The organism is Streptomyces sp. NBC_00390 (genome assembly GCF_036057275.1).
Lineage (GTDB): Bacteria > Actinomycetota > Actinomycetes > Streptomycetales > Streptomycetaceae > Streptomyces.
Genome location: NZ_CP107945.1, coordinates 5226844 through 5244434 on the forward strand (window position 1 = coordinate 5226844; position 17591 = coordinate 5244434).

The following is a 17591-nucleotide window of genomic DNA, read 5'->3' on the forward strand; positions in this document are numbered from 1 at the left end:
CCATGGAGCTGCGCTTGCGAACGAAGACCGGAACGCTGGATGTGCGAAGAGCGCGAACCCTCGTGGCTTCGGTGGCGGCGGTCGCCTTCGTGGCGAAAATGGCGCTCGCCGCCCAGCTGCCCGGCCCCGCCGACGTGCGGTTCTTCGGTGCGTTCGCACGCGCGATCTCCCAGGTGGGTCCGATCCGCATCTACGAGCATCCGATGCCGGGGCTGCCGGTCTACAACCACCCGCCGCTCGCGAGCTGGATGCTGCTCGGACTGGACGAGCTCCACCAGCTCGGAATTCCGTTCGCCACCCTGATCCGCGCACCCGCGTGCCTGGCCGACTTCGTGTCGGTCCTTCTCGTTTTCGAAATTCTGCGCAAGCGGCGTTCGGTGCGTGCGGCGACGGCGTGCGCGATCGGCTGCGCGGTGAGTCCCGTTCTCATCGCGACATCCGGATATCACGGAAACACGGATTCGGTCGCCATCATGCTGATGGTCGCCGCCGCCTATCTGCTCGTCGACCGCCGCGCCCCGTTCGCCGCCGGAATGTCCGCCGCACTCGCCGTCAGCGTCAAACTCATTCCGGTCGTGGCGATTCCCGCACTGATCGTGGCCGCGGCCCGGGCCGGCCGCCCTGCTCTGGGCCGCTTCGCCGCCGCGCTCGGCGGCGTCCTGCTGCTGCTGTGGGGCCCGGTCGTGGAGACCGTGCCCGAGCCGCTGCGGGCGAAGGTCCTGGAGTACGAGGGCGGACGGGCGCGGCTGTGGGGCCTCGTCAAGTTCGCCGACTGGCTGGGCGCGTCCGACGAGTTCATCGTCACCCTGCACAGCGACTTCCACTTCCTGGTCGTGCTGCTCTGCATGGCCGCCGGGGCCGCTCTCGCCTGGATGCGGCCCACCGCGCCGGCCTACGGCGTCGCCCTGTCACTGACGCTCCTGCTCCTGCTCAGCACCGGCTCGGCCGTCCAGTACCTGGCCTGGCCCGTGGTCGGCCTCTTCCTGTTCGGACTGTGGGAGGGGGCCGCTTTCAGCGTCGTCGTCGGTGTCGTCACGGTTCTCGTCTACCGGGGCGCGAGCGCCGTCCGCTGGAACGACGCCGCGCTCGTCCTGGCCGCGGCCGGCTGGGTGCTGCTGGCAGCCGGGATCGTGTCCGGCGTCCGCAGAGTCCTCACCGCCCCGTGCCCGCCGTCGGAGCAGGAGCCGGTCACCGTCGTGGCCCCGCGCGCGCAGTCGCCCGCCACCCCCGCCTCCCCCGTCAACTGATTCCGACCGAACCGAAATCAACGGAGAGTAGAGAAGCCCTCGTGATGGAAAGCCCGTGCCGTCCGAGCCCACGGATCGGCATCCTGGTAGTGGCGTACAACGCCGAGTCCACGCTGGAGAGGACGCTCGACCGCATCCCGGAGGACTTCCGGTCCCGTGTCGCCGAGGTCCTCATCCTCGACGACGCCAGCCATGACGAAACGTTCACGGCGGGTTGCCGCTGGTCCCAGCACCCGGGCAATCCGCCGACCGTCGTCATGCGGCACACCAAGAACCTCGGTTACGGCGGCAACCAGAAGGCGGGTTACGCGCTCGCGGCCGAGCGCGGCCTCGACATCGTGGTGCTGCTGCACGGCGACGGCCAGTACGCCCCCGAACTGCTGCCCCAGATGGTCGCCCCCATCGAACGCGGCGAATGCGAGGCCGTGTTCGGCTCCCGGATGATGCGGGCCGGCAGCGCGCTCAAGGGCGGTATGCCGATGTACAAGTGGCTCGGCAACCGGATCCTGACCCGGCTCGAGAACGGACTGCTCGGCTCGCGGCTCACCGAGTTCCACTCCGGATACCGCGCCTACAGCGTCGCCGCCCTGCGCCATCTGCCGATCGACCGCAACACCGACGCCTTCGACTTCGACACCCAGATCATCATCCAGCTGCTCGACGCCGGGATGCGGATCAAGGAGATCCCCATCCCGACCTACTACGGCGACGAGATCTGTTACGTCAACGGTCTGCGCTACGCCAGGGACGTCGTCAAGGACGTCCTCGAGTACCGGCTCGCGCTCAAGGGCTTCGGCACCTGCCCCTGGATCCCCAAACCGGTCGACTACGCCTTCAAGGAGGGCGACGGCTCCTCGCACTCCGCGATCCTGCGGATCATGCGCAAACTGCCGCCCGGCCGGGTCCTGGACCTCGGCTGCTCCGGCGGGCTGTTCGCGCAGCGCCTCGAAGCCCAGGGCCACACCGTCACCGGCGTCGACTTCGTCGAGGTGCCCGGCGTACGGGAGCGCTGCTCGGCGTTCCTCCTCGCCGACCTGGAGGAGGGACTGCCGGCGGACCTCGGCAACGACTTCGACTATGTGGTCGCGGGAGACGTCATCGAGCATCTCTCCCACCCCGAGCGGGTGCTCAGAGAGATCGCGGAGGTGCTGAGCCCGGGCGGGAAGGTGCTGCTGTCCGTACCGAACTTCAGCCACTGGTACGCACGGCTGCGCGTCACGCTCGGGATCTTCGACTACGACCGGCGCGGCATCCTCGACGAGACGCATCTGCGCTTCTTCACCCGTGGCAGCCTGCGCCGTACGGTGCGCTCCGCCGGCTACGACCTGCTGAGGGTCAGCGCGACCGGCGCACCCTTCTGGTCCGTGCTCGGCGGAGGGATCCTCCCCAGGGCACTGGGCAGGATCTCCGGTCTTCTGACCCGAATGCGGCCGACACTCTTCGGCTATCAGTACGTCGCGGTGCTCACCCCGCACGCGGCGCAGACGATCATCGCTGGGGAGCACGTCGATGTCCAGGACATCCTCAACCACCCGTACGTCCCCGCCGAGCGAGCGGGCCGAGTGGGCGCCGGCACCTGAGCCGGATCGCGGGCTCCCTGCCAGGAGGAAGATCTTGTCCCTGCCCAGTCTGCTGTTGCTGCTCTTCGCGGTCTTCTCGTCGGCGGCCGGGCAGATCATGCTGAAGCACGGCATGCGGTCCGCGGCAGCCGCGGCCGAGCACGACGGAGGATCGCTGGTGCTGCGGGCCGCTGCCACCCCCTGGGTGGTGTTCGGGCTGCTCGTCTTCGCGGTGTCGGCGGTGGCCTGGATGTCGACGCTGGCGCAGGTGCCGCTGAGCGTCGCCTACCCGTTCAACGCGCTGGGCTATCTGCTGATCGTGCTCGCCGGTTCGACCGTGCTGCACGAACGGACCTCGATCTGGACGTGGGGCGGCTCGCTGATGGTGGTCGCCGGTCTGATCACGGTGATGGCGGGCCAGCAGCGCTGAGCGCACGGGGGCGGGCGGACCGGGATCACGGTGTCCGCCCGCCCCCGGACGCCGTCAGGCCCTGTGCTCGGCCGGCTCCGGCGCCGTTGCTTCCCCGGCGGCGGGCCCGGCGGGCGGCTCCGGTGCGGTGCCCGCGTCCGTCTGCCGCGGTACGGCGACCGGGCGGCGCTCCTCCAGCGGCACCACAGCCGGCAACTCCCGTTCGCCGAGCAGCACATGCCGCACGACCCGCTCGGCGGCCCTGCCGTCGTCGAACGTGCAGAACCGGGCCCGGAAGGCGGCGCGCAGCGCCCGGTTCTGCGCGCTGTCCCAGGTGCCGTCGGAGAAGACCCGGATCACCTCCTCCGTCGTACGCGTCACCGCCCCCGGGGTGTCGCCGGGCTCGCCGGAGAGCAGGTCGAAGCAGACACCGCGCACGGCCCGGTAGATCTCCCAGTCGGGCGCGTGCACCACGATGGGCCGGTCGAGGTTGGCGTAGTCGAACATCACGGACGAGTAGTCGGTGATCAGCGCGTCCGCCGCCAGACACAGCTCCTCGGTGCTCGGATGGTCCGAGACGTCCACAATGCCGCGGTGCCCGGTCAGCCCGCTCTCGTCGTGGAAGTAGTGGGCGCGGACCAGCAGCACGGTGTCCTCGCCGAGTTCCGCCGCGATCCGCTCCGGATCGAGCCGGCAGGTGAAGGTCCGCTCGTAGTCGCGGAAGGTCGGCGCGTACAGGATCGCCCGCTGCCCGGGGCGGATGCCGAGCCCGGCGCGGGCCGCGGCGATCCGCTCTTCGGTGGCGGTGACCAGGATGTCGTTGCGCGGATAGCCGGACTCCAGATGACGGGCCGCGCTCGGATAGGCCTGCGACCAGCTCTCCGTGGAGTGCGGGTTGGACGACAGGCTGATGTCCCAGCGGTCGACGCGGCGCAGCAGATCCTTGAAGTTGAGCCCCTGCGCGGCGGCCGGGTAGGCGTGCTGGCCCACGCCCATCACCTTGAGCGGGGTGCCGTGGTGGGTCATCACATGGACCTGGCCGCGCCGCTTGACCACCTGATTGGGGAAGTTGACGTTGCTGATGAAATACGTGGCCCGGGCCATCACCGACCAGTAGCGGCGTGTGCCGGGCACCACATGGTCGACGCCGGGCGGCAGTTCGGCCGCGGCCTTCGGCGAGAGCACCCACACCCCGCGCACCTTCGGCGCCAGCTCCGCGGCCTTGTGCTGGATCGCGGCCGGATTGCAGCTCACACCGCGGTTCCAGTACGCGCTGTAGACGGCGAGCCTGCGGTTGAGCGGCAGCAGCCGCTGGAACCGGTAGTAGAGAGGGAACAGCCTGCGTGCCGCCCGGCTCCGGACGGCGGGGCCGGCGGCCAGCAGGCCCCGGCGGACCGCCAACGCCGCATCGAGACCCCTGAGCCTGCCCCAGCGGCCCCTCGTCAGCAGCCGCAGCCGCAGCGCCCCGAACCCGCCGGGCGACTGGTGGCCCTTCGGCCGGTGGTCCCGGTGGAAGGCCGCCACCGCCCGCGCATAGCTGCGCCGTCGGCGCGGGACGGTCGCGTACGCCTCCAGCAGCTCCCGGCAGGCCAGCGCGAACAGCGGGCCGTGCACGGAGTCGAAGCGCGGCGTGCCCTGCAGCGCGTCGAACAGCTCGCTGAACTGCTCGACGAGGTCGTTCGGCGCGACCTGGTCCTCCGGCTCGGCGGGCGAGGGCAGCTGGCGCTGCCCTCGGTGCTCGACACAGGCCGCGGGCAGGGTGGCGACGGTCCGTGCGGTCACCAGCGTGCCGAGCGCATAGGTCCGGTCGCCGTACTGGCCCGGGGCGAAGGGCACCTGCCCGGCCTCGTGGAAGTCGCGGCGCACCGCGCGGTTCCAGCACACGGCCGCGACCTGGAGCAGCTCGGGACGATCGGCGAGCGTGCACACGGTGCGGTCGCCCAGCTCGCTCAGCAGCTGGAGGGAGCGGCTGGGCAGCGGCGTACCGCGGAACGGGGTGCGGACATGGCCGTAAAGCAGCACATCGGGGTCCTCGGCGGCCGCGAGCCGGTCGGCGATGCGCTGCAGCGCCCCCGGCAGCAGGACATGGCCCGCCTCCAGGAACAGCAGGTAGTCGCCGGTGGCCCGTTCGGTCCCGGCCGTGCGCCGGCCGTCGGAGCCCGCGGGCTGCGCGAGATGGACGGCGCGCACCCGGGGGTCGCGGGCGGCGATCTCGTCGAGCAGCTGCCCCGAGCCGTCCGGTGATCCGTCGGCGACCCCGATGATCTCGAAGTCGGCGAAGGACTGCGAGAGCACCGAACTCAGGCACTCGCGCAGGCTCCCGCGCACATGACGGACGGGGACGATGACGCTCAGGCGGGGCATGGACACTCTTTCTCGTCGGTGTGCTTCGGGCTTCTTCGTCAGACGTGGTGCAGCGGAGCGAGCCCGTCGGGGGCGTGCCGCACGGACGATTGCTGCGGTACGGGAACGCCCGCCCGCACCGGCTTCCGGTGCTGCAGCGGTACGAAGGCGGGCAGGCCCCCGGTCTCGTTCAGGAAGACCCGGCGCACCACGCGCTCGGCGGCGTGCCCGTCGTCGTAGGGGCAGAAGCGCTCACGGAACGCGGCCCGCAGCTGGGCCGAGCGGGAGCCGCGCCAGTGGCCGGTGGTGAAGATGTCCCTCAGTTCGTCCTCCGTGCGGGCCACGGCGCCGGGCGGGCAGGACCGCACGTCGAAGTAGGTACCGCGGGCCGCCTGGTAGGCGTCCCAGTCGCCGGTGTGCAGCACGATCGGCCGGTCGAGGTTGGCGTAGTCGAACATCAGGGACGAGTAGTCGGTGATCAGCGCGTCGGAGGCGAGCGCCAGGGTCTCGATGCCCGGGTGGCCGGAGACGTCCACGACGCCCGGGTGCGTGGCGGGCATGCCGCCGTCGTGGAGGTAGTGGGCGCGGGTGAGCAGGACGAAGCGCGGACCGAGGGCATCGGCGAGGCGTGCCAGGTCGATCGGCGGGCGCTGGGTGCGGCGGTAGTCGCGGTGGGTGGGGGCGTACAGCACCGCCGTCGCGCCCTCGGGGATGCCGAGCGTCTCACGCAGCCGGGCCACCTCGTCGTGGCTCGTGCGCTGGAAGACGTCGTTGCGCGGATAGCCGTACTCCAGCGTGGTGCACGACGACGGATAGGCCCTTTCCCACACCAGGGTGGAGTGGCGGTTGGCGGACAGCGAGTAGTCCCACTTGTCGGCATTGGCCAGCAGCTGCTCGAAGTCCGTCGCCGCGCCGGCCGCGGGGCGTTCCTGGAGGTCGATGCCCATCGTCTTCAGCGGCGTGCCGTGGTGGGTCTGCACCATGATCTGGCCGGACCGCTTGACCAGCCGGCGATCGAAGTTGACGTTGTTGACGAGGTATCTGGCGCGAGCGAGTGCCGACCAGTAGGCGAACGTGCCCGGGGTGAGCCTGCGGGTGGCGGGCGGGACGGTGTGGTGGTGCTCGGGCGCGGCGATCCAGGCGGTGCTGATGTGCGGGGCGAGTTCGCGTACGGCCGCCTCGACGGCGGCCGGGTTGCAGGCGTAGCCGCGGTGCCAGTACGCGGCGAACACGGCGAGGTCGGAGCGGAGGGGAAGCCGCAGCTGGACGCGGTAGTGCAGCTGCAGCACCGCGGCCCGCACGGCCCGGTGGCCCAGGCCGGCGATACGGCGGATCCGTGTGCGCAGCAGGTCGGCGGACCACAGGGCCCGGTAGACGCGGTGGCGTCCGCGCCGGATCAGGCCGTGGCGCAGCCGGCCGCGCAGGGGCAAGGTGGCGCCGGGACTGTGGTGGCGGCGGCAGTGGGCACGGGCCCGGCGGAAGAACTCGCCGCGGCTGCCGCGCGGCAGCCGGTCCCGGGCGGTGGCGAGCGTCGAGAAGTGGTCGATCATGCGGCGGAACAGGACCGGCCTCCACGACGCGAGCTCGGGCCGGGCGTCGAGGAACGCGAACACCCGGTCGTACTGGTCGAAGATGTCGAAGTGCCTGCGGCTGGTGGTGGCGAGGATGTTGCCGCCCTGTCGGCGCTGGCGGTAGTGCACGCACACCCGGTCCAGCGTGGCGATGCCGGAGGCGGCCAGCAGCGCCGGATAGGTCCAGGGGGTGTCCTCGTAGTAGCCGGGCGGGAAGCTGAAGCCCTCGCGCTCGACGAACTCCCGCTTGTACGCCTTGTTCCAGACCACCATCAGCAGCTTCAGCAGCCCCGGCCGGTCCTCGAGCCGGAACGTCGCCGGGCCCTGCTCGGTGAGCAATTCGGCGAACGTGTTGCGGGTGATCTCGCCCGTCCAGTAGGTGCGGGCGTAGTCGAAGATCAGCAGGTCGGGGTCGCCGGTGTTCTCGAGCCGTTCGGCGATGGCCTGCAGGGCGCCGGGGACGAGGGTGTCGTCGCTGTCCAGGAAGAGCACGTAGTCGCCGCTCGCGCGGGCGAGACCGGCATTGCGGGCCTGGCCGAGCCCCGCGTTCTCGGCCAGATGAAGCACGCGGACGCGGCTGTCGCCGGCCGCGACCTCGTCCATGATCGCGCCGCAGCCGTCCGGCGAGCAGTCGTCGACCGCGATCAGCTCGATGTCGTCGAAGGACTGTGTCAGCACCGAATCCAGGCATTCGCGCAGATACGCCTGAACCTTGAACGCGGGCACAATGACGCTGAACCGGGGCACGGCACATCCATGGGTCGGCGCGGGCAGATGGCCCGAGAACGGCCAATGGGGTGACTTGGTTACGCCGCACGTGGCGTATGGGGGACGAACGGGAGAAGGCGGCCCGGTTACGGGGTAACCGACCGCCTTCACCCCCTATGCCCCAGTATCAGTGGCTCACTTGACCGCTCCCGCCATCACGCCAGTGACGAACTGGCGCTGGAAGGCGAAGAACACGGCCAGTGGGATGATCATCGAGACGAACGCGCCGGGCGCGAGGACGTCGATGTTGTTGCCGAACTGCCGTACCTGGCGCTGGAGCGCCACCGTGATCGGCGCGGACTCGGAGTCCGCGAAGATCAGCGCGACCAGCATGTCGTTCCAGACCCACAGGAACTGGAAGATGCCCAGCGAGGCGATCGCGGGGCCGCCCAGCGGCATCACGACCCGGGTGAACAGCCGTATCTCGCCCGCCCCGTCGAGCCGAGCGGCCTCCAGCAGCTCACGCGGAATCTCCGCGAAGAAGTTCCGCAGGAGGAAGACCGCGAAGGGCAGTCCGAAGGCGACATGGAAGAGGATCACGCCGATCGTCGTCTCGAAGATGCCGATCGTGCCGAACAGTTCCGACACGGGCACGAGCGCGACCTGCACCGGGACCACGAGCAGGCCCACGACCACCATGAACCACCAGTCACGCCCGGGGAATTCCATCCAGGCGAACGCGTATCCGGCGAGTGCGCCGATGACCACGACCAGCACGGTCGCCGGGACGGTGATCATCACCGTGGAGAGGAGGGAGTCGGTGATCGCTTCGTTCTGCAGGAGGCGCGAGTAGTTCTCGGTGGTCAGCTGGGCGGGTCTGGTGAAGACCGCCCACCAGCCGCTCTCGCCGATGTCGCCGGAGCCGCGCAGGGAGGAGAGCAGCAGACCGACGGTCGGCATCAGCCAGAACAGACCGGCCAGGACCAGGAAGACACGGAGCGCGCCGCCACCGGTGCGGGCGGCGAGCCTGGCGGCGAGGGACGGTTTCGCCTTCACGGCCGCAGGAGCCGCGGCCGACTTCACGACGGCGTCGGTGGTGGCACTCATCGCCGGCCCTCCCTTCGCATCCGCCGGATGTTGAAGAACATCACCGGCAGCACCAGCAGAAGCAGCAGGACAGCGATCGCGCTACCCAGGCCCGGATGCGCGTCCGTGCCGAACGACGAGCGGTAGAGCTGGAGCGCGAGGACGTTGGCGTCGTCCTGCGAGGAGCCCGGCGCGATGATGAAGACCAGGTCGAAGATCTTCAGCACATTGATCATCAGTGTGACCAGGACGACCGCCAGGACCGGAGCGAGCAGCGGCACGGTCACCTTGCGGAAGACCTGCCATTCGTTCGCGCCGTCGACGCGCGCCGCTTCGAGCAGTTCGCGCGGAACGCTCGCGAGGCCCGCCGCGATCAGCACCATCGCGAAGCCCGCCCACATCCACACATAGCTTCCGATGATCGCGGGGGTGACCAGATTCGGGCCGAGCCAGTTCACGCCGTTGTACGGCTCCCGGAAGTTCTCCGCGGGCAGCCGCAGCAGGGCCCCTTCCGCCTCGGCCGGCAGCGTGAACGTGCCGTCCGCGCCGGCCCGGGCCTCGGCGACCACGGTGCCGTCCTTGACCGCCTCCACCGTGATGCCCTTGAGTCCGAGCTCCTTGGGGTCGATGGTGTTGGGTCTCCCGCCGCCGCCCTTGGTGAAGTCCAGCCAGGCCGTGCCGGTGATCCTCCCGTCGCCGGGCACGGGTGTCTTCGCCGGCCGCGCGTCGGACGGCATTTTCGCGGGTGCCACACCGACCAGCGGAAGCCGGACCGGTGCTGTGGCCGTGACCGGCTCCTTGGTGACGAACGCGCCGCCGCCGGCCGCCTTCAGCGGATGCGCGGGCAGTGGATGCGCCTTGGGGAATCCGGCGGATCCTTCGAACGTGTCGTGGACGCCCACCCACACCGCGTTGGCCACGCCACGCTCCGGATCCTGCTCGTACACGAGCCGGAAGATGATGCCCGCGGCGAGCATCGAGATCGCCATCGGCATGAAGACGACCAGCTTGAACGCCGTGCCCCAGCGCACGCGTTCGGTGAGCACGGCGAAGATCAGACCGAGCGCCGTGGCGAGGGTCGGCGCGACCACGACCCAGATCGCGTTGTTCTTGACCGCGGTCAGGATGGTGTCGTCGGTGAAGATCTCCCGGTAGTTGCCGAGCCCCGCGAAGCCGCTGCCCGACTGGTCGAAGAAGGACCGCTGGAGGGAGTACCCGATCGGGTAGACCACGAGCGCGCCCAGCAGCACCAGCGCGGGCAGCAGAAAGGCGGCCGCGACGGCTTTGCGGGTGCCGGTCACGCTCTTGCGCTTGTCGGCGGGGGGCGTCGGACCTGCCGCGCCCCCCGCGGTGACGGCCGACATGACGTCAGCTCTGGTACGCCTTGGCGGCGTCCCGCTCCAGCTTCTGCTGGGTGCCCGCGACGTCCTTCGGGTTCTTCAGGAAGTCCTGCAGCGCCTTCCACTCGCCCTTGCCGGGCGTGCCGCCGAAGGACTGCGGCATCTGGTCGGACATGTCGAAGCGGAAGTTGTCGCCCGAGGCGATCAGCGCCTTGGCGATGTCGCGTTGCACGTCGTTCGGATACGCCGCCGGGTCCAGGGACTTGTTCGGCGAGAGGAAGCCGCCCACCTCTGCCTGGATCCTCGCGGCATCCGGCGAGGCGAGGAAGGTCAGCAGCGCCTGTGCGCCCTTGCTGTCCTTGAGCGCCACGGCCGCGTCGCCGCCCGTCACCACCGGGGGCTCGGCACCGACGGCCGGGAAGGGGAACACCTTGGCGTCCGTACCGATCTTGGCTTCGGTCTGCGCGATGTTCACCGTCACGAAGTCGCCCTCGAAGACCATCGCGCCCTTGGGCTGGTCGCCGCCGCTGAACGTCTGGGTGACCGAGGCGGGGAACTCCGTCTGGAGCGCCCCGTCCGCGCCGCCCGAGATGAGCGACGGCTTGCCGAACAGCTCGGCGAGGGTCGTCAGGGCGTCCTTCACCGACGGGTCGGTCCACTTGATCCTGTGCTGGGCGAGCTGGTCGTACTTCTCCGGGCCCGCCTGGGAGAGATAGATGTTCTCGAACCAGTCGGTGAGCGTCCAGCCGTCCGCACCCGCGACCGAGACCGGTGTGACACCCGAGGCGGAGATCGTCTCGGCCGTCGCCAGGAAGTCCTTCCAGGTCTTCGGCTCCTGGGCGCCGGCGTTCTCGAAGGCCGTGGTGTTGTACCAGATCAGCGACTTGTTGGCGGCCTTGTAGTACACGCCGTACTGCGTACCGTCCACGGCGCCGAGGTCCTGCCAGCCCTTCGCGTAGTTCTTCGCCAGCTGAGCCTTGGCCTCCGCGCCGACGGGTTTGGCCCACTTGCGCTCCACGGCCTGCTGGATCGCGCCGACCTGGGGCAGCATCGCCACGTCCGGGGGAGAGCCACCCGCGATCTTCGTGCCGAGGAAGTTGACGATCGGGTCCTGCGCCGGGACAAAGGTGACCGTGGCTCCGGTGCGCTTCTCGAACTCCTTGAGAACCTTGGTGAAGTTCTCCTGCTCGGGGCCGGTCCAGACGGCGGCGACCTCGATCTTCTCGCCGCTGAGCTTGGGCAGTTGGACCGTCGTGGCCGGATCCTTGCCCTTGCTCCCGCTGTCCTTCGGCCCGTCGTCGTCCTTGTCGCCGCCGCATCCGGCGAGGGTGAGTGCGCCGATCGCGACGCAAACCGCTGCGGCCCTGCCCGTACGAAGAGTTGTGCGCATCTCTGACCCGTCTCTCCCGTGCGCTGCTGTCCCGATCTCCCGTGCGTGCTGTCCTGTGATCCAGGTCTACGCCCGTGATACGGGTGTCGCAATACCGCCTCCGGCGGCAACCGGCCCTTCGTGATGGGCTTGTGACGTCGCATCAGGACGCGGCGGGGACGGGAACGGGGTCAGGGACGGGCCGGGGTCAGCGGCTGCACGGGCTTCGCGTCCACCGAACGTGCAGCTCGCTCCAGGGCGCTGGCCAGCAGTGCCAGGTCGGTCGGGCCGTTGCCCAGTTCGCGCACCGGGCGGCGGGTCGGCGGGTCGCCCATCCGCTCCCACTCGAGCGGGACCACAGTGGGACGCAAGGTCGCCGTCCGCGGAATGCGGCCGGTCACCCGCCCGCCCTGGAACGGGGTCACCCGGCCGTCCGGATGCCCCAGCCGGCCGCGGCCCGGAGCGGGGTCGTCCGGCCCCGGGGACACGGGCGGCGCATCCAGGACGACCCGCAGCCGGGCGTCTTCGGCAAGGGCCGTGTCCGCGGTCCGGTCGGGACGCGAGGACGTCGCCACCAGATGGACGCCGAGCCGCTCGCCGTCCCGGGCCACCGCCTCCAGCGCCCGCACCACGGAACCGGCCGCGGGGCGGCCCGGGCTGCCGAGCGCGGGGGCCACGAGCGCGTCGAAGTCGTCCACCAGCACCACCAGGCGCGGCAGGGGGTCGGGCTCCTGGCTCCTGGTCCGTGCTCCGGGCCGCAGCCGCAGCGTGCCGGACGCGGGCGAGTCCAGATCACCGCGCTGCTCGGCCGTGCCCGCGGTGCCCTGGGCGGACGGGTGGCCGGTGACGCCGCCCTGCCCCTGCCACTCGGCGAAGCTCGCGTGGCCCAGCAGCTCGGCGCGCTGCTTCAGCTCGGCGCCGAGGGCCTGGGCGAACGCGCGCATCCGGACCGGGTCGCTCGCCACCAGGTGCTCGGTGACATGAGGCAGTTCCGTGCACGCCGCGAGACCTTCGCCGCGCTCGCCGCCCGCTCCGTCGACCAGCAGCAGACCGAGGCGGTCCGGGCGGCCGGCGGCGCAGAGCGAGGCCGCGATCGAGCGCAGCAGTTCTGTACGGCCGCTGCCCGCCGGGCCCTCGATCAGCAGATGCGGGCCCTCCTCGGTGAGGTCCACGGCGAGCGGGCCGCGCGGACCCGCGCCGAGCACGACCGTGCCGTCGCCCGCCGAGGCCCAGCGCGCCATCAGCGACGCGGGCGTGGCGCGGGCCAGCTCCAGCTCGTCCAGCAGCCGTGCCGACCGGGGCAGCGCGGTGACCCGGCCGGGGGAGGCCGCGCCCCCTTCGGTGCGCAGGGGTGCGAGGGCACGGGCGAAACGCTCCGCCCAGGGCGCCGACACCGCGTCCACCGCACCGACGGTGCCGTGGCCCGCGGGCTGTCCGCCGGCCACGCGCATCAGGCGCAGGGCCGTCGCGACATCGCCGCTGAGCAGGGCGACCGCGCCGCACTCGCGGAACGGCAGCGAGTCCGCGCAGGCCGCCTCGTAGGTGGCGGCGACGGGGGAGAGCGGGGAGGCGGCCGGGGTCTCGGCCACGCAGATCAGATGGATTCCGGCGGCCCAGCCCGCTCCGGCCAGCCGTGCCGTCGTCTCGCGCAGTTCCGCCGTGCCCGGGTCGCCGTCGACGATCACCACGGTGCGGGGGCCCGTGTGGCGGGCGGCGGCCGCCGTGACGGCCCTGCGGTCGGCGCTCGGCCAGCCGGGACCGAGCGGGCCGTCGTCCAGGCGGCGGGTCAGCTCGGCGGCACGGGCGGCGGCCTGGTCCCGGTCGTAGGCGAGCAGCAGCCGGCAGTCCTGGCCGTGCGCCGGGCGCAGATGCGGCAGCCAGCCGAGCCACGCCCACTCGCTCCGGCGCTCCTCCAGGCTCCTGGCCCGGTCGGTGCTGATCAGCACGATCTCCAGATCGGCCGGCGAGTGCAGCGCGGCAAGCTGGGCCACGGCGGACCGGGCCAGGCCCGCGAGCCGCGCCCTGGGTCCGGCGAGCCCGAGCGAACCGGCCTCGCGCAGGGCGACCGTCACCGGCACGGAGGGCAGCTCGGCACGGTCGGTCGTGCCGAGGCGCAGTACGAGGGACTCGGGGTGCTCGGTGCCGCGCTCCCACAAGCGGGGGCCAGGGCCGAGCGCGGTGAGCAGCACCGCGGCGGGGTCGGGCCAGCGCCCTCCACCGGTCGCCGTGGCACCGGCCGTCCTGGGCCCGGGGAGGCCGAGCTCCTGCGGTGCGCGGTCCTCCCGCCCACCGGTGAGCCGCCGCGCCCAGGCTCCTATGCCGCGCCGGCGCGGCGGGGTGCCGGCCCGCGTCCCGTGCGGGACGGAGAGCGTGTGCCCGTCGGGTCCTTCCCCGCCGGCCGGGTCATCGGCCCTGCTGTGCGCGGCTGGGTCGTACTGAGCGGGCACGCGGGGCGGGCTGCCGTCATGGCCGTACGGCCCCGGGGGTGTCATGGCGCCGGTACCGGCGGTGGTGTGCGATGCCCGGTCCCCCTGGGCGTCCCGGTCCGCTCCGGCGGAGCCGAACGGCCCGCGCTGGTCGGCGCGGGCGCTCTCGCCCGTCCCGTGCCGCCCGCTCGCCTCGCGCCCGCCCTCCGGGCCGGGGAAGCCGTGGCCCCAGTGTTCGTCGATGGCTGCCGTGCCCGACGTCGTCGGGGCCTGCGGCGCTGATGTGTGCGCGGGCGCCCCGTGCCGGTCGTCCGGTCCGGCCGCGCCTGATCCGGCGGAGCCGTACGCCGTGTACTGCCCGGACGAGGCGGGCGATCCGTCCGGTCCGGACGGGCGCGGCAGCCCGGCGGAGCCGTAACCATCGGGTGGGGTCGCATCCTGCGCCCCCGCGGCCCAGGACGGGGTCCTGCGGCCCGGCCGCTCCTGCGAGGCGGCCACGGCCGCCTCGCCGCGCACACCACCCGCCGAGGAGGGCTCCCGGCCCGCTGACGCGCCCCCGGGGCCGTATGCCGCCTCGGCTCCGGCCCGCGGCCTGCCCTGGGGCAGCCCGGCCTGTCCCGTGACGGCGGGCCCGGCCGCACTCGGTGACCCCGGGCCGGCCCCGTCCGCTCCCGGCCGCGTGACCCGCAGATGGCCCTCGCCGTCGGGGGTGGTCGTCAGGGGCGCAGTGCCCTCCGCGGACGCCAGGCGCAGAGTGGATTCGCCGAGGCGCAGCAGCGCGCCCGCCGGGAGGTGCGCCGGGCGCGCGGTCACGGGGGCGCCGTCCACCGTGGTGCCGTTCGTGGAGCCGAGGTCGGCGACCGTCACCCGGCCGTCCTCCCCGATCGTGACCGCACAGTGCAGCCGTGAGACGTCGGGGTCGTCCAGCGGTACGTCGGCCTCCGCCGAGCGGCCGACGCTTATCCGGCCGCCGTGCAGCAGATGGACCCCGCCCGCGTCGGGCCCGGCGACGACATGGAGCTGCGCCGAGACGTCCGTCTCGACGGCGTCCGCCTCACCCGGTGTCTGGAGGGACAGCACCGCGCCGTCCACCAGCGGCGGCTCCCCCAGCGTGCGGCGCTGCGGATCGAGCCGCTCCTGCCCCGCGTACAGCACGACGGAGCCCGAGGCGTCCGGGCCGGAGACGGCGGCGGCCAGACCGGAGGCCACCGCGGCGAGCGCCGTCCCGGCGGGCGCGGTGACCAGCACGTCGCACGGGCGCCCGGCGGGCGCGGACTGGCCGCCGCGCGGCGCGAGAACGGTCAGCCGGATCTGCATCGCCGTCAGCAATCCCTTCTGCGCGGGGTACCCGGCAGGGGAGCCAGCCCTGTGATCGCCCCCACCCGGCAGGTCGGCACGTGCCACGGGCTCCCTCCCCCTGAACGCCGCAGCGCAAAAGGAGGCACCCCCCACGTGACTGTGTGCTGGGGGCATCCTCGCACCTGCCACCGACAACACGCCCGACCGTCATCCGTTAGTGATCTTGAGTGGTCGGCTCTGGGCGCAAAAGTGCCTGATCGGGGTCTGATCCGGAAGGTCCTGGACGTCGAGGTGACGTTCGCTGCACGGCCGCACGGCAACCATCCGTACGATGCCCGCGTCTGTCTTTCGAACAGGACCGGAAGAAAAGCGACCGCAAGGGCGGCAGACGACGATCAGTACGACGATCCGCCAGTGTTCCGAACTCCGGCACTAAAGTGGGTCGGACACACCGCGCGCGGGCACAGGAACCCCTGGCACGCCCGTGTGCGGAACGAGGATCACGATCAGCAGGGAGCGCACGTGCGGCCGGTAGGCAGCAAGTACCTGCTCGAGGAGCCGCTCGGGCGCGGCGCCACGGGCACCGTCTGGCGTGCCCGCCAGAACCAGACCGCGGGCGCCGAGGCGGCCGTGGCGGGCCAGCCCGGCGAGACCGTCGCGATCAAGGTCCTCAAGGAGGAGCTCGCGAACGACGCGGATGTGGTCATGCGCTTCCTGCGGGAGCGCTCCGTCCTGCTCCGCCTCACCCACCCGAACATCGTGCGCACGCGCGACCTCGTGGTCGAGGGCGATCTCCTCGCACTCGTCATGGACCTGGTCGACGGCCCCGATCTTCACCACTATCTGCGGGACAACGGTCCGCTCACCCCGGTCGCCGCCTCGCTGATGACCGCGCAGATCGCGGACGCGCTCGCCGCCAGCCACGCCGACGGCGTGGTCCACCGCGATCTGAAGCCCGCGAACGTCCTGCTCAAGACGGACGCCGACGGTCAGATGCACCCGATGCTGACCGACTTCGGCATCGCCCGCCTCGCGGACTCCCCGGGCCTGACCCGGACGCACGAGTTCGTCGGCACCCCGGCGTATGTCGCGCCCGAGTCCGCCGAGGGCCGCCCGCAGACCTCCGCGGTGGACATCTACGGCGCGGGCATCCTGCTGTACGAGCTCGTCACCGGGCGGCCCCCGTTCGCGGGCGGCACGGCGCTCGAAGTGCTGCACCGGCACCTGAGCGAGGAGCCCCGCAGGCCCACCACCGTCCCCGAGCCGCTCTGGACGGTCATAGAGCGCTGTCTGCGCAAGGAGCCCTCCGAGCGGCCCAGCGCCGAGAACCTCGCCCGTGGCCTGCGCACGGTCGCGGCGGGCATCGGCGTGCACTCCTCCAGCGCGCAGGTCGAGGCGGCTCTCGGGGTCGCCGCCCTGCTCGCCCCCGACCCCTCGCCGGCCGCCGTCCCCCAGGCCCCCGGCGCCGCGGATCCCACTCAGGTCCTGCCCAGCAACGCGGGCGCGTACGACCCGGCCGCCGCGACCAGCGTGCTGCCGCAGACCGGCCGGCCCGGGGGCGGTGCCGACCCGACCGCGATGATGCCGCCCGTACCGCCCGGTCAGCCGCGCCCCGAGGACCCGCACCCCTGGCAGTCGCAGCTGCAGGCGGCGCGCGACCGCAACGAGCAGACGCAGGTGCAGTACCTGGACCCGAACCAGGACCCGCTGCGCCGTCGCCCGCAGCGCCAGGCGCAGCGCCCGCAGCAGCGGCCTCCGCAGCGTCCCCAGCCGCAGCCGTACGCGCCCGCTCCGGCGCCGCAGCCCCGGTACCAGCAGCCGCAGCGCCCGCAGCCCCAGGCGTACGCGCCGCCGCAGCAACAGCAGTACGCGCCCCCGCAGCCGCCGCCCCAGCAGCCGGCGCCGCGCCAGCCCCGTCAGCGCAGCGCCAACCCGGTGCGTATCCCCGGTCTGGGCTGCCTCAAGGGCTGTCTGGTCATGGTGGTGCTGTTCTTCGTCGCGGGCTGGCTCATCTGGGAGCTGACCCCGCTCCAGGGCTGGATCGCCGAGGGCAAGAGCTACTGGCAGGCGATCGGTGACGGCATCGAGAAGGTCTCCGATTGGCTCTCCAAGCTCGGTGAGGCCGAGAAGACCGCTGACGAAATCGGCAACAGCAAGCCGTAACCCGGAGTAACTCTGTTGATTTGTCGACTTCTGCAGGGTGAATCACCCTGCAGAAGTGAAGGTTGGCGCCA

10 protein-coding genes are annotated in these 17591 nt (G+C 72.0%); 4 read left to right on the forward strand and 6 right to left on the reverse strand.

What is annotated here, in order from left to right:
- Positions 1-14 precede the first annotated feature (14 nt).
- The 3 genes from OHS70_RS23005 to OHS70_RS23015 are packed head-to-tail and all read left to right on the forward strand — an operon-like array spanning position 15 to position 3236.
- On the forward strand, positions 15-1247 hold the full coding sequence (locus tag OHS70_RS23005; protein WP_328400003.1) for a glycosyltransferase 87 family protein: 1233 nt from the start codon (positions 15-17) through the stop codon (positions 1245-1247).
- Positions 1248-1291: 44 nt separating this feature from the next.
- The gene (locus tag OHS70_RS23010) at positions 1292-2827 is read left to right on the forward strand and encodes a bifunctional glycosyltransferase/class I SAM-dependent methyltransferase (RefSeq protein ID WP_328405846.1); all 1536 of its coding nucleotides are present in this window, start codon (positions 1292-1294) and stop codon (positions 2825-2827) included.
- 34 nt (positions 2828-2861) lie between these two features.
- On the forward strand, positions 2862-3236 hold the full coding sequence (locus tag OHS70_RS23015) for a hypothetical protein (RefSeq protein ID WP_328400005.1): 375 nt from the start codon (positions 2862-2864) through the stop codon (positions 3234-3236).
- Between the two features lie 54 nt (positions 3237-3290).
- On the opposite strand, the gene OHS70_RS23020 is transcribed toward OHS70_RS23015, so the two are convergent.
- The 6 genes from OHS70_RS23020 to OHS70_RS23045 all read right to left on the reverse strand — a co-directional run bounded on the left by OHS70_RS23020 (position 3291) and on the right by OHS70_RS23045 (position 15375).
- On the reverse strand, positions 3291-5579 hold the full coding sequence (locus tag OHS70_RS23020) for a bifunctional glycosyltransferase/CDP-glycerol:glycerophosphate glycerophosphotransferase (RefSeq protein WP_328400007.1): 2289 nt from the start codon (positions 5577-5579) through the stop codon (positions 3291-3293).
- A 38-nt stretch (positions 5580-5617) separates the two neighbouring features.
- Positions 5618-7876 carry a bifunctional glycosyltransferase/CDP-glycerol:glycerophosphate glycerophosphotransferase gene (locus OHS70_RS23025; RefSeq protein ID WP_328400009.1) on the reverse strand — a complete coding sequence of 753 codons (2259 nt, stop codon included), beginning with the start codon at positions 7874-7876 and terminating at the stop codon, positions 5618-5620.
- 156 nt (positions 7877-8032) lie between these two features.
- Positions 8033-8944 carry a carbohydrate ABC transporter permease gene (locus OHS70_RS23030; RefSeq protein WP_328400011.1) on the reverse strand — a complete coding sequence of 304 codons (912 nt, stop codon included), beginning with the start codon at positions 8942-8944 and terminating at the stop codon, positions 8033-8035.
- Positions 8941-10287, reverse strand: a complete 1347-nt coding sequence (locus OHS70_RS23035) for a carbohydrate ABC transporter permease (RefSeq protein WP_328400013.1) — start codon at positions 10285-10287, stop codon at positions 8941-8943. The genes OHS70_RS23030 and OHS70_RS23035 overlap by 4 nt, the downstream gene beginning before the upstream one ends.
- 4 nt (positions 10288-10291) lie before the next feature.
- Positions 10292-11653 carry an ABC transporter substrate-binding protein gene (locus OHS70_RS23040; RefSeq protein WP_328400015.1) on the reverse strand — a complete coding sequence of 454 codons (1362 nt, stop codon included), beginning with the start codon at positions 11651-11653 and terminating at the stop codon, positions 10292-10294.
- 170 nt (positions 11654-11823) lie between these two features.
- The gene (locus tag OHS70_RS23045; RefSeq protein WP_328400017.1) at positions 11824-15375 is read right to left on the reverse strand and encodes an FtsK/SpoIIIE domain-containing protein; all 3552 of its coding nucleotides are present in this window, start codon (positions 15373-15375) and stop codon (positions 11824-11826) included.
- A gap of 504 nt (positions 15376-15879) precedes the next feature.
- Here OHS70_RS23045 and OHS70_RS23050 point away from each other — a divergent pair.
- Positions 15880-17520: a serine/threonine-protein kinase gene (locus OHS70_RS23050; RefSeq protein ID WP_328400019.1), complete on the forward strand. Its 1641-nt coding sequence runs from the start codon at positions 15880-15882 to the stop codon at positions 17518-17520.
- Positions 17521-17591 lie beyond the last annotated feature (71 nt).

Coding starts and splice junctions, on each gene's coding strand:
- OHS70_RS23010 (WP_328405846.1), top strand. CDS start 1,292: ATGGAAAGCCCGTGCCGTCCGAGCCCACGGATCGGCATCCTGGTAGTG.
- OHS70_RS23020 (WP_328400007.1), bottom strand. CDS start 5,579: ATGCCCCGCCTGAGCGTCATCGTCCCCGTCCGTCATGTGCGCGGGAGC.
- OHS70_RS23030 (WP_328400011.1), bottom strand. CDS start 8,944: ATGAGTGCCACCACCGACGCCGTCGTGAAGTCGGCCGCGGCTCCTGCG.
- OHS70_RS23035 (WP_328400013.1), bottom strand. CDS start 10,287: ATGTCGGCCGTCACCGCGGGGGGCGCGGCAGGTCCGACGCCCCCCGCC.
- OHS70_RS23040 (WP_328400015.1), bottom strand. CDS start 11,653: ATGCGCACAACTCTTCGTACGGGCAGGGCCGCAGCGGTTTGCGTCGCG.
- OHS70_RS23045 (WP_328400017.1), bottom strand. CDS start 15,375: ATGCAGATCCGGCTGACCGTTCTCGCGCCGCGCGGCGGCCAGTCCGCG.